Source organism: Nocardiopsis sp. CC223A (genome assembly GCF_030766825.1).
GTDB lineage: Bacteria > Actinomycetota > Actinomycetes > Streptosporangiales > Streptosporangiaceae > Nocardiopsis.
This window is the reverse complement of the sequence record NZ_JASFDV010000008.1, coordinates 19,212-31,891: the sequence shown is the minus strand read 5'-3', so window position 1 is coordinate 31,891 and position 12,680 is coordinate 19,212. Positions and strand designations below refer to the sequence as shown.

The 12,680-nt window shown below is 70.9% G+C and carries 11 protein-coding genes; 4 read left to right on the top strand and 7 right to left on the bottom strand.

The window, feature by feature from the left end:
• Positions 1–1,763 precede the first annotated feature (1,763 nt).
• The 6 genes from QJS33_RS04980 to QJS33_RS04955 form a co-directional block, all read right to left on the bottom strand.
• Complete coding sequence (locus QJS33_RS04980; RefSeq protein ID WP_306366660.1) at positions 1,764–2,495, bottom strand: hypothetical protein; 732 nt, start codon at positions 2,493–2,495, stop codon at positions 1,764–1,766.
• Between the two features lie 194 nt (positions 2,496–2,689).
• A complete protein-coding gene (locus tag QJS33_RS04975) occupies positions 2,690–3,586 on the bottom strand; it encodes a hypothetical protein (protein WP_306366659.1) in 897 nt (298 codons plus the stop codon).
• Between the two features lie 76 nt (positions 3,587–3,662).
• Complete coding sequence (locus tag QJS33_RS04970) at positions 3,663–4,121, bottom strand: ATP-binding protein (protein WP_306366658.1); 459 nt, start codon at positions 4,119–4,121, stop codon at positions 3,663–3,665.
• The gene (locus QJS33_RS04965; RefSeq protein WP_306366657.1) at positions 4,118–4,657 is read right to left on the bottom strand and encodes a hypothetical protein; all 540 of its coding nucleotides are present in this window, start codon (positions 4,655–4,657) and stop codon (positions 4,118–4,120) included. The genes QJS33_RS04970 and QJS33_RS04965 overlap by 4 nt, the downstream gene beginning before the upstream one ends.
• A 291-nt stretch (positions 4,658–4,948) precedes the next feature.
• Entirely contained in the window at positions 4,949–5,128 is a 180-nt protein-coding gene (locus tag QJS33_RS04960) for a DUF397 domain-containing protein (protein ID WP_306366656.1), read from the bottom strand.
• Entirely contained in the window at positions 5,125–5,898 is a 774-nt protein-coding gene (locus QJS33_RS04955) for a helix-turn-helix transcriptional regulator (protein WP_306366655.1), read from the bottom strand. Before QJS33_RS04955 ends, QJS33_RS04960 begins: the two co-directional genes overlap by 4 nt.
• Positions 5,899–5,995: 97 nt before the next feature.
• Here QJS33_RS04955 and QJS33_RS04950 point away from each other — a divergent pair, with 97 nt between their 5' ends.
• Together QJS33_RS04950 and QJS33_RS04945 are read left to right on the top strand one after the other, a co-directional pair.
• Positions 5,996–6,277 carry a hypothetical protein gene (locus QJS33_RS04950; protein ID WP_306366654.1) on the top strand — a complete coding sequence of 94 codons (282 nt, stop codon included), beginning with the start codon at positions 5,996–5,998 and terminating at the stop codon, positions 6,275–6,277.
• Positions 6,278–6,432: 155 nt separating this feature from the next.
• Entirely contained in the window at positions 6,433–6,675 is a 243-nt protein-coding gene (locus QJS33_RS04945) for a hypothetical protein (RefSeq protein ID WP_306366653.1), read from the top strand.
• Between the two features lie 257 nt (positions 6,676–6,932).
• Here QJS33_RS04945 and QJS33_RS04940 read toward each other — a convergent pair whose 3' ends face one another.
• Positions 6,933–7,868, bottom strand: coding sequence for an ion transporter (locus QJS33_RS04940; RefSeq protein ID WP_306366652.1), 936 nt, complete (start codon positions 7,866–7,868; stop codon positions 6,933–6,935).
• Positions 7,869–8,625: 757 nt separating this feature from the next.
• Here QJS33_RS04940 and QJS33_RS04935 point away from each other — a divergent pair.
• Together QJS33_RS04935 and QJS33_RS04930 are read left to right on the top strand one after the other, a co-directional pair.
• Positions 8,626–9,177 (top strand): thymidine kinase, encoded by a 552-nt coding sequence (locus QJS33_RS04935; protein WP_306366651.1) that lies wholly within the window; start codon positions 8,626–8,628, stop codon positions 9,175–9,177.
• A 1,038-nt stretch (positions 9,178–10,215) separates the two neighbouring features.
• On the top strand, positions 10,216–12,678 hold the full coding sequence (locus QJS33_RS04930; protein WP_306366650.1) for an FtsX-like permease family protein: 2,463 nt from the start codon (positions 10,216–10,218) through the stop codon (positions 12,676–12,678).
• Positions 12,679–12,680: the final 2 nt, after the last annotated feature.

Below are 12,680 nucleotides of genomic sequence, written 5' to 3'. Positions count from 1 at the left end.
GGCTCCTTCCGGTGGGCGTCGCGCCATCCTCGTCCCAGAGGGTTTCTCACCCGCCTGGGGCCCCGGCCCCGGCCCGGTCGCATGCTTGGCGACCCCCACCGCAGGGGGTGGAGGCGGCAGGAGGCCTCCGGCCCCGCCCGAAGGGGGTTTTGGTAGAGCGGAACGGAACCCCGGCCGCAGGGGGTGAGAGGAACGTGGAGGTTTCCAGGACGGTCACCGCTTGGGAAGGGCGGTCTGTGGGCGCTGTCTCGGAAGCGTTGTGCTCCACCGGTCACCGCTTGGGAAGGTACAGACCCGGGCCGGGCGTCGACCCGTCCCCGCGCAGTCGGCGCCCGGCAGAGCGCCGGTCGGGTGCGTTGGGCTCACGCCCCGGGTGGTGGGGGTGCGCTTTCCGGGGACGGGTCGGTGACCGGCGGCACGCTCAGCCACACATGTCCACGGAGAGAACGCTGTGACCGCACAGCCGCGGTTGCTCAGACCTCGCTTTTCACCTCAGCCATCCGCCGTAGTAACCCCGGCCACCCGCCGTAGTAACCCCCGCCCCGATCGCCCTCCCCGGCCCCAGAGGGTCATGTCCCCGGGAGTGGTGTGATTTTCGCGCGGGTGCGTCCTTGCGGGTCATCGCGATGGTCGGCCGAAGCCGGGCAGGCCGCCGCGTACCGGCGGCCCGCTGACCGGGATGAAGAAGCCGCCGGAGGCGGCGGCGCACCGATCCGCCCGACACCGCTGACGCTCATCCGTGGGAACAGGGCCGGAAAAGTTACACCACTCGGTGGGACACCATCCCCCAGAGGGTGAAACCCCCGCCTCCACCGCCATCCCCGGCCACAAGGGGGTGGCCGCGCCTGTGCTTGTGGTGGTGCCGGTGGCGATGGTGTCCCGCCTCCCGAAACCCCCGCCCCCGCCTCCGCCCCTTGTCTCTTGCCCCTGCCTCTTGCCCCGTGCCCTCGGGCCTCCTGTGGCCGTCACTCCCCGGCGGCGGGGTTCCCGGTCCTTTCTCCCGACACCCCGGGGCCGTGGCCACGGGTGAGCGCAACCTGCACTCCCAGCGGCGGAGATCCCGGTACCCGCTACCTCCGCCCCCTGGAGCGCGGACGGCGGTTCGCCTTCCGGTCTGGGGCCGGGGTCGTGGTTCTTCCTCCCTGGCACCCCCTGCGGCGGAGGAGGGCGGTACCGGCGGGGGTTGTACCGCCTGTGGCCAGGGTGAAAAGCGAGGTCTGAGCAACCGCGGCTGTGCGGTCACAGCGTTCTCTCCGTGGACATGTGTGGCTGAGCGTGCCGCCGGTCACCGACCCGTCCCCGGAAAGCGCACCCCCACCACCCGGGGCGTGAGCCCAACGCACCCGACCGGCGCTCTGCCGGGCGCCGACTGCGCGGGGACGGGTCGACGCCCGGCCCGGGTCTGTACCTTCCCAAGCGGTGACCGGTGGAGCACAACGCTTCCGAGACAGCGCCCACAGACCGCCCTTCCCAAGCGGTGACCGTCCTGGAAACCTCCACGTTCCTCTCACCCCCTGCGGCCGGGGTTCCGTTCCGCTCTACCAAAACCCCCTTCGGGCGGGGCCGGAGGCCTCCTGCCGCCTCCACCCCCTGCGGTGGGGGTCGCCAAGCATGCGACCGGGCCGGGGCCGGGGCCCCAGGCGGGTGAGAAACCCTCTGGGACGAGGATGGCGCGACGCCCACCGGAAGGAGCCGACCACCTCCGGCGGGAAGGAAACCCCCAAAGGCGGGGGCAACACGACGCCCTCCGACCGACGTCCCGGTCAGGCGGGGGTGATGCCCTCGACGATGCGCAGGACCTCCTCGGGGTCGCCCTCGGCGGTGAGGTCGTCGCTCTCGTCCATCTCCGCCCAGTAGGCGTCGTCCACGTAGTCGACCCGGACGACCACCCCGGACTCCGGGGAGAAGATCGCGGTGGAACCGTTGTAATGCCCGTTTCCGTCCGGCAGCTCCCGTGCGGGCGAGTCGTGGAACTCCGCTTCCATCTCGGTCCCCATGAGCTCGTGGTAAGTGTCGATGTCGGTGAAGTCGTCCCGGCGCATCACGGACACGTACAGGCTGGAGACGGCGACGGCCTCGCGCTCGGGCAGCACCTCGCCGAAGTCGTCGACCAGGTGGTCGACCTGGATGGTGTCGGCCAGCCACGAGCGCTCGACCTCGTGCAGGTCGGGGACGACCTGGCCCTCCGCGGCGGCCAAGGCCGTGTAGTCCAGGTCGTAGGGGGTGCCCTCGACGTCGTCGGGCATGTAACCGATCTCGTAGCCGTTGAGGTCGCCCTCGGCGGGCAGGTACCCCTGTGCCTCCAGGAAGGGCGCGGCCTCCTCCAGGGACAGGTTCTCGGAGGGCGCCTGTCCGTCCGCGCCCAGCGGCGGCAGCCCGTCCTCCTCCACCGCCCCGGTCGGGGTCGCCTCGGAACCGGTGCCGGGGGTGCAGGCCGTGGCCGCGAAGGCGAGGAGGCCGAGGGTGCCGAACGCGATCTTCGCTGTGTTCTTCATGCACCCCATCCTCAGGACGGCGGGCCCGGGACGCCTGAGTACGGCACCCCGTTCGTACTGGGGGGCTCACCCGTTGTGCTCGGACCCCGGAACTGCTATGCCGGGCCGCGCGCAGAGCGCCCCCTCACGGGGCGAGGGGGCGCTCGAAGCGGAACGGGGCCGCGGGCCGATCCGGGACCCGCGGACGACGCGGTTCAGTCGAAGAGGTCTTCGGCGCGGTCGAGGTCGAGGGCCCTGTCCAGCCACGAGTTGAGGGAGTCGAGGTCGCGGCAGGACAGGACCCGGTCACGGACGTCATCGGAGACCGTCAGCCCCCGCTTGTCGAGGATGCGGAGCACGCTTGCGGCGACCCCTTCTTCGCGCCCCTCCTCACGGCCTTCCTCGCGGCCCTCCTCACGGCCCTCCTCACGGCCGATGCTGACGTACTTACGGGCGAAATCGCTCTGCCACTGGTAGGTACCCACAGACATCAAGTCCTCCAAGTATTTCCGGGCCGCCGGAGAGCGTCCCGCGAGTACGTAGTCATAGTAAAACGCGCGGTCATCCGAGGTCACGACATCCAGAGCCGCCATCAGCGCGTCCAGCACCCGATGATCGTCGTCCCCGTGCGCCTTGGCCGACAACACCGCCAACCCCGGCAGTGCCCGGGCCTGCACCGGATCCACCACCCACGGCACCCGGCTCGGTCCGACCACCACCGGCGTCATCCGGTCCCCCGGATACCCCGTCTCGATGGGCCCGGCGTAGTAGCGGGCCATCGCATCGGTCGGGCACAGCACCAGCAACATCGTCGGACACTTCAGCCGGGCCCGCACGGTGGCCTGGTAGACCGGCCAGGTCCAGACCTTGTCCGGGTCGCGGACGTGCTGGCGTTCGAGCACCACCGCGAGGACGTTCTCCGTACCGTTGCGCAGCACGAAGGCGCCATCGGCGGTGTAGACCCGGGGCTTGCTGTCGGTGCACTCGGCCGAGGTGTGCGTGACCTCGGTGAACTCCGGCAGATCGATTCCGGCTCCTTCGAGCAGCGGTACCACCAGGCCCGGTTCCTTCCGGAACATATCCAAGGGGATCTCGTGCTCTTCGCTCGGCATCGCACTCCTTGTCATTCTTCGTAGGTATGAAAGGGGACGGGGCCGCGGACAGGGGGCCGCCCGCGGCCCGGGTGGTTCATGCGGTCTCGGGCAGGCCGGGCGGGTCGGGGAGGGTGAACGCGGCCCAGGTGTGGCGGCCCAGGTCGCAGCACCCGCACACCGGCCGGTGGCCCCACACGGTGGCGGTGGCCTCGATCAGCAGCAGGCCCCGGCCGCCCTCGGCCGACGCCCACTCCTGCACCGTGCGGGCGTAGGGGATCTGCGGGATGCGGCCGTTGGTGTCGCCGTCGTCGGTGAACCCGACGCAGACCCGGTCACCGATCGCCCACAGGGTCCGGATCACCTGCCCGCCGCCGCGCCCGGAGGCGGTGTAGCGGAGACAGTTGGTGAACAGCTCGCTGCCGCACAGCACCACCGAGTCCACGGTGTCGGCGACGAATCCGTGCAGGTCGGTGGCCAGGTCGGTGCGCATCCGGGCCAGCTCGGACACCTTCCCGGCGTAGCGGCGGGGCGGCCAGGCGCGAACGTTCGTCACACCCCCACCCCCTGGGCCTGCGCGCGGTGGCGCTCCTGCTGGGCGACCCAGGTGCGGACGGCTTTTTCCAGGTCGGCCAGGTCCGGCGGCACGAACGGGTCCCGGACACGCACAGGCTCGGGAGCGGTGGGGGCGAGCAGGTCCCCGGCGGGCGCGGGGCGCTGCGCGGGGATGCGCGGCGGCGCGGGGGGCTCGGTGGTGTCGTTGGTCCAGCGGGCCAGGCGGGCGCACGCCTGGGCCTGGACGCGATCGGCATCGTCGCCCTCGGCGAGGGAGCGTTCGTGGGCGGTGTAGTAGGGCCGGACCAGGGCGACGTCCTCGGCCGGGAACACCTCGGCGGGCGGGGCGAGGTCGGCGGGGAGGTGCAGGGTGGAACGGCGGGCGGGTCCGGGGTTCGCGGCGTACCGGCGAACGCGCGTTGACCTGCGGCGGAGACCGAGGATGCGGGTTCGGGAGTGACGCCCGCGGGGAGGGGAGAAGAGCGCTTCGAGCAGGCGCAGGGCACGGCTCAAAAGCGCGGCACTAGACTGAGCCACGTCGGCAATCCTTTGGATCTAAAGGGGCGAATTGCTGGCCACGACCCCGGGCGCTACCTAAGCGTCGCGGGGTCACTGTGTTCGGTTGTCGAGCAGAGGTTATGTGATGGCAAAGACGATAGGGCCACTTAAGCCCGAGTAGTGCCAGAAATTTTTCCCGGACCGGCGTCCGTGCAGGTGAACTCGCTTGCGGGAATTTTTCTGGCCATTGCCATTAAAGGTTCTATTCGGTCATCCGGGTATGAAAAAGCCCCCGACCTGGAATTCCAGGACGGGGGCTCGGGCCGAAGGTCACCGGTCGGTGCGGACGCCGGCGAGGAGGGCGGACCACTCGGTGCGGCCGAAGTCGAGGTGTCCGGCCGCCCGGTTCTGGGTGTCGCGCACATCGGCACCGGTCTCGTGCTCGCGCACCTCCACGCAGTTGCCGCCTGAAGACGAGTAGGACGACTTGTGCCAGAGTTCATTGCTCACAGTAGTTCTTCCAATACCTTTCGCGACTGGGCGGCGGGAAGCGCGGCACCGAGCGCCTGCTTCACCAGACCCTGCAAACGGGGGTATCCGTCGGAGTCTGCGTAGACGACGTTACCGTCCACGTGGTCACTGGAAACAGCCGTTCCACCGTCGTGCATGTGGAAGACCAACAGCATGGACGTCACCCCCAGCAGGAGGGACCCCGAGGGGACCAGATGGACCCTCACCCTCCCCGTGTCGGTGAGTTCCACCAGGTGGCGCGCCTGCTCACTGCGCACCGCCTCGGGCACCAGCGTCAGCGCCGTCTCCGGGAGCACGGCGACGACCTTCGGGTCGTTGGCACTGCGGAGCTTCTCGTAGCGCCCGCACCGCAGCGCGACCAGTTCGTCCAGGTCTGCGCCGGTCTCACCCATCAATGACTCTTCGAAGATCAACCGAGCGTACGAGGGGGACTGCAAGAGTCCGGGGATCAGCAGCGGTGAGACCAACTCGATGAGGCGTGCGAGTTCTTCGAGCCGCCCCAGATCGCGCATGTACGCCGGGAGGCCCGCGCCCTCCTTGTCGTCGGCCCACGCCTTCAACAGGGCCCCGCGGGCGTTCACCGCATCATCGAGGATCTGGACGTTGTCCCGTTGCGGGGTGGTCTTACCCGCTTCCCACCTGGATACAGAGGCCGACGACGTACCTGCTCGCGCCGCAAGCTGCCTTTGCGTTAATCCTGATATTTCGCGTGCTTTGACCAATCGTGCCGGGAATTGTTTTGCAGCCATGTTGCAAAACTAGCCAGAATGCTACGACCCCGACCATGTCTTTACGGGAATACTTATCTATCTGGTGGAGCGCGTCCCGCGCGGCGACGCTGGGAACATGAACGACACCGCGCACACCCCCGTTACCGCCGACACCGAAACCGCGGTCCTGGCCCTGCGCTCGGCACTGCGCCGCCGGGGCGTCGCCGCAACGGACGGCGACCTGCCGGGCTCGGTGCGGGCCGAACACGCCGGACACCGGGTCACCGTCCGCCACACGGACGACCGGTGGTGGCGGCCGATGCCGGGCGAACCGCACATCACCGTTCCGGTCGCCCGGTCGGGGGGCGAGGACGCCCTGGCCCGAGACCTGGTCGCCGAACTCCTCGGCCGCCTGTGAACGGCCACCGCGAACTCACCTGGGCCGACTTCGCCCGCCTCACCGCACCCCGGACCCGGCCCACCGCCCCCGCGCCGCCCCGGGCCTTCGGCCCGCTACCGCGACGCACATCCGCGACCCGCGCACCCGCACGAACCACCGGAAAGGAAAACGCGATGCCCGACCAGACCGGCACCGCCACGCGCAAGCGCCGCACCGACCGGCCCGTCACCCGGGCCCAGCGGGAACGGGCCGACGAACTCTTCGACCGACTGTCCTCGCTGCTCCGCGACGCCGCCGATCCCACCGTCGACGCGGTGTCCGTCCTGCGCCGCGCCGACAGGGCCTTCGAGGCCCTCCACCGTTATCTGCGGAGCGGCGGCGCCCTGCCCACGCCCTGGCTCGACGCCCGCCGCTGACCCGGCGGTGACCGCACGCACCCCTTCGACGGCCCGACCGCACGGGCCCGCCCCGCCGAACCCGTAGAGAACACGGCGGGCGGGTCCCGTGCGGAACCTGGATGCTCCGCACGGGACACGCCCCCCGGGACCGGCCCCGTCGGCCCCGCCGACCCCCGCCACCGGCTCATCGGGCGGTTCCGGGGCGCCCGGGGGCCGGGACCCGTATGTCCGCGGGCGGCCGCGCCGGTGCCTCCCCCACCGTCCGGCGGCCCTGCTCACCCGTCGGCGCGGTGCCCGTTCCCCGGCGCTGCGGCCCCCGCCCCGCAACCGGTGTCGGCGACCGCCCCGGGGCCCGCTTCCGCGCCCGCCCCGGCCTCCGAGGGCACCGGTCCGTCCGCGCCGTCGGCCCCGCCCGCGTCACCGCGCTGCTCCCGCAGCATCCGGTCCAGCCGCTCCACCTGCGCGCCCAACCGATCCAGCCGCGCCATGACCGCCTCGTGCTGCACGGCCTCCAACTCCTGGTCCTCCACCCAGCGCTCCTCGTTGACCTCCTGCTCCATGGCGGTCACGATCACACCGATCACCAGGTTCAGCATGATGAAGGCCGTGATCACGATGTAGGTCACGAAGAACATCCACCCCAGCGGGTGCTGCTGGAGGACGGCGTCCGACACGTCCGGCCAGTTCTCCGTGGTGAGCAGCAGGAACATCGTGTACAACGACACCCCCAGGTCGCCGAAGTACTCCGGCACGTCCCGGCCGAACATTTGCTGGGCGATGATCGCCGCGGTGTAGATGGTCACCAGCAGCAGCCCGATGACCGTCCCCATCCCCGGCACGGAACGGAACAGGGCCGTGATGATCATGCGCATCTGCGGGACGGCCGTGATGACCCGCAGGATCCGCAGCACGCGCAGGATGCGCAGCACGGAGAACGGGCCGGTCGCCGGGATCACCGAGACGACCACGACCAGGAGGTCGAACCAGTTCCAGGGCGCACGGAAGAAGTCGCCGCGCCACGCGTAGAGCTTGAGCGCCATCTCGATGACGAAGACGCCGACGATCACCTGCTCGGCGATCAGAAGATAAGGAAGGGCGGAACCCCCATAAGTCGCCCATCCCAAAATCCCCGCATTGACCAGAATCACCAGCAACATCACGTTGGAGAACCACCGGCTCTCCACCACACGGGTGATCTGTTCTCTGCTCAATGTGCCGTTCCCCTCCGTAATTCCACCCCCGATCAGGACAGTGGCCACCCAGATATATCAAAAGCAGCCGAACCGATCTTCGGCGCATCTCTCCCGACGGTGTTCGGCGCACCGTCCCGGGCGGACTCCGCCCCGGCCGACCGCCCCCGGCCGCCGCCCCGCACCGGCGGGGTCCGGGACCGCCGGGGAGGGACACGGGCCGGACCACCGCAGGTCACCGCCACCGCAGCAGCACCCCTCGCCCCTTCCTCCCGCCCGCGCGGACCCCGGGCCGCCCGCCTCCCCCCGTGTACCGACCGGCGCCGATCGGCCCTGCCGCACGACACCGGCGGACCCGGGCGGGCGCGTGTCGGCGCCGGAGCGATAACGGGTGGATGACGGCCGGTGCGATTCGCAGGTGCAACACACCACATCGGTAATTCCGGCCGGAACACACCCCGCGCGCAAACCGGGCCGAAAAAGCACCAACGGTGGGGAACCCGGGAGTCGGCGGGGAAGGGAACACCGCGAAGTCCGGGACGCCGGAACCACGCCGGGGTTCCGGCGAACGGGCACCGCACTGGTATCTTCTCTGCTGGCCTGCGGCCCCCACACCCCCGCACACCCCTCGGCCGCACCGGTCCCGGGACCGCGTCCGGACCGCCCCGCCCGGCGGGAACGGACCGCCGGAGCCGCCGCGCGAACCGGGGTCCGGAACCCGGGACCCGACGGACCGCACCCGTATCCGGCCCCCGCCCCCGACCGAGGAAAGAGAGCCATGGCGGAGCTGAAGTACTTCACCGGAGCCATGAACTCGGGCAAGAGCACCATGGCCCTCCAGGAGCACCACTCCCGCGGCAGCGAAGGCGTGCTCTACACCCGCCAGGACCGCGCGGGCGCGGGGATCATCTCCTCCCGGCTGGGGCTGGTGTCCCCGGCCGTCGAGGTGACCGACGAACTCGACCTCTACGACGACGTCGCCGACCGCAAGGCTCCGTACGTGATCTGCGACGAGGCCCAGTTCCTGTCACCCAAGCAGGTGGGCCAGCTGGCGGGCGTCGTGGACGGGATGCGGATCGACGTGTACTGCTACGGGATCCTCACCGACTTCCAGGGGCGGCTCTTCGCGGGCTCGCAGCGGCTGGTGGAACTGGCGGACAAGATCGAGGTGCTGCCGGTGTCGGCGCGCTGCTGGTGCGGGGGGCGCGCCACCCACAACGCGCGGGTGGTGGACGGCGTCATGGTGTACGAGGGCGAACAGGTGCACATCGGCGGCAACGAGTCGTACGCGACCCTGTGCCGCCACCACTTCATGGCGGGCGTCGCCTGACGGGATCCGCCGGGCCGATGGGGCTCGGTGCTGTAACCGCCGGCAGGTGAGCGCTTCCGCCACCGGAACCGCCGGGTTCCGCGCCGGACCGTGCGCGCCCCCGGCGGCCCGGGGATCCCGGCTCCGGACTCCGGACTCCACCTCGCACCGGGCGGTGGGCGCCGGACACCGCCCCCGGCGCCCGCCGTGCCGCTCCGGGGCACGGCCACCGGGCAGGAGGCGGGGGCCGCGCACACGACCGGGTCGCCGACCACGCGCGCGACGGCCTCCGGCCCGGAGCCGCCCGGAACGGCGGAGCACGGGGTCTCCTGAGGTGCCCCGCATCCCCGGGCACGGCGTAACGGGCGTTCGCGGCGAGGCAGGGGACCTCGACGAACTCACGGCCCGCGTTCTCCTCGGCGGGAACGACGGCCGGGCGGTCGCCGGCCCCGACATCGCAGGTCCCATCGGTCACCGCCGGGCCGACCCGGGGGCGAACCCGACGTGGTGGGCGCACGGACGGGAAGAGGACGACCGCACCGTCCGGGACCCCGCCGCCCGCCACCTGCCGCCACCGCTCCGTGCGGGCGGGCGTACCCGTGCGGCCCGCACGGAGCGGTGGCGGAGGAGCAGGGCGGCACGCGCACCCCCCGGGGGACACCAGGGGGGCGGCGAAGACACCCGCACGCCCGACCCTGAGGACGCACACGTGCACCCTGTCGAAAACCAGGGATCTCCCCCCGCCGGACCGGGGCTCTCCCCTGATGTGCCCGGCCGGCATCACGACTAATTTCGGTGTCAAGGACAAACCGGTTATCCGGCTCCGGGCCCGATCCCCGTCCGAGCGGAGACGAATTCCCCGACGTGAAGGCCACGGCATCGTCGGAGCAAGGAGTTCACCGGACACCGGTCCGCCCCGGACCACCCTGCCCCCAGGGTTTTCCGCGCAATGGCGACCGGACCGACGGCCCTGTTCAACGGCGACACGGGACCGTTTTTCGGACCTTTCCCCACCAGGCCATATATCAGATCGCGAATCCCGGAAGTTGGGAGTTGCAGGTGCGAACCAGGGATTCTCTATATTTCCGGTATGCGTACAACGACCTCACCAAGAACAAAGGCGTCACCCTCGCACTCATCGTCGTCCTCACCCTCAGCGCCTTCCTCATGGCCACCGGCGCCATGGTCATGGAGCGCAGCCTCGGCTCCGTCGACCGGTTCTTCGAGCAGGCCAAGCCCGCGCACTTCCTCCAGATGCACCGGGGCGACCACGACCCCGAAGCACTGGCCCGGTTCGCCGCCGAGCACCCCGAGATCGACACCTGGCTCGTCCAGGAGATGCTGGGCTTCGACGGTGCCTCCCTCACCTGGCGGCGCCCCTCGACCGGCGAGGCCGGCGACCTCGGCGACAGCCTGATCGACAACCTCTTCGTCACACAGAACGAGGAGTTCGACCTCCTCCTCGACGAGACCGGGGCCGCCCCGCACCCCGCGCCGGGGGAGATCCACGTCCCGGTGACTTACCAGCAGCGGTTCGGCCTCCGGGTCGGCGACGAACTCGGGGTCGGCACGGACGACGGCATCCACCGGCTGCGCATCCAGGGGTTCGTGCGCGACGCGGGGATGGCGTCGTCGCTGTCCTCGTCCATCCGCTTCCTGGTCTCCGAAGACGACTACGCGGCGCTGGAGGCGGCCGGGGGCGGTGCCCCCGAGATCATGGTCGAATACCGGCTGGCCGACCCGGCCGGGGCCGCCGACCTGCAACGGGCGTACGACGCCGACGCGGACCTGCCCGGGAACGGCCAAGCGGTCACGTTCGCGATGATCCGCCTGCTCAACACGTTCAGCGACGGCCTCGTGGCGACGGCACTGGTGTTCGCGAGCCTGCTGCTCATCACGATCTCCCTGCTCAACCTGCGCTTCGTCATCCGCGGAACGCTGGAGGACCAGGTCCGGCAGATCGGCGCGATGAAGGCCATCGGCATCCCGGGCCGGGAGATCTCCCGGCTCCACCTGGCGAAGTACGGTCTCATGACGCTGCTCGCGTGCGCGGTCGGCGGGATACTGGCCGTCCCCGCGACGGGGCTGCTGACACAGGGCGTCCAGGTGAACTACGGCGAGGCTCCGCCGGGGATCACGACCTTCCTGGTTCCGCTGCTGGCGCTGGCACTGGTGTACCTGTTCGTCGTCCTGGTCTGCCGGGGTGTCCTGCGCGGGGTCGAACGGATCGAGGTCGTCAACGCGCTGGTGCACGGGAGCGTCCTGGACGAACGCCGGACCGCGCGCCGGGCGAAGCGGCGGGCCCGGCGGGTCCGGCGGACCGGGCTCGCACCGGAGGGCGCCGTCAGGGGTACCCGTACGGGCGCGCTCCCCCGACCCGGCGTGAACGGCCGCCTGGTCCTGCTGGACCTGCGGGCCGAACTCGGGCAGTGGGTGCTGATCCCCGCCGTGTTCTTCCTCGCCGCCGTCCTCATGGCCCTGCCGACCAACCTGCTCAACACCTTCGAGAGCCCCCGGTTCGCCACCTACATGGGTGTCCCGCAGAGCGACCTGCGCGCCGACGTCCAGTTCTCCGACGACGTCGACACCGTCCGGGCGGCCCTGCTCACGGACATGCGCCGCGACGACCGGCTGACGGACGTGCGCGTCTTCGCCACCGTGCTCTACCGGGTCCAGGGCGAAGAGGGCTGGGAGACCCTGCACGTCGAGGTGGGCGACCACTCCGGCGACGCGATCGAGTACCTCCGGGGCGGACCGCCGGAGTCCGGGGAGATCGCACTGTCCATGCTGAACGCGGACGCGTACGGGGTCTCGGTCGGGGACGAGCTGGCCGTCGACCGGAGCGCGGCGGACGGCGGGCCCGGGGAGACCGGAGAGGGCACGTCCCTCACCGTCAGCGGCGTCTACCAGGACGTCACCAGCAGCGGGTTGACCGCCAAGGCGCAGGGCGAGGTCACGTCCGGCGCCGCCGGATACACGATCTACGCGGACACGACCGGGAGAACCGACCCGGGCGACGTCGCGGCCGACTACGGCGAGCGCTTCCCCACCGCCTCCATGGTCCCGATGCGGGAGTTCATGCAGCAGACGCTGTCGTACGCGACCGACGCCCTGCGCAGTGCGGCCGTGCTGTCCGTGCTGTTCGGGGTGGGGGTGGCGGTGCTCATCACGAGCCTGTTCCTCGGCCTGCGGCTGACCCGGGACCGCCGGAAGATGGGCGTGCTGTCCGCGCTCGGCTTCTCGACCGGCGAGATCATCGCGCAGGTGCGGGTCAAGACCCTCCTGGCGGTCGCCCTCGGAACGGTGGCGGGTCTGGTGTTCGCGGCGACGGCCGGGGAGAGGGTCATCGGGTCGCTGCTCGCCTCGGCGGGTCTGGGATTCGCCGACCTGGAGTTCCTGCCGAACCCGCTGCTCGTCTACGCGGCCTATCCGCTGGTTCTGGTCGGCGCCGGATACCTCGGCGCCGTGTTCCTCACCGCGCGGCTGCGCGGTGCCGACAAGAGTGCATGGCTCAGGAGCTGACA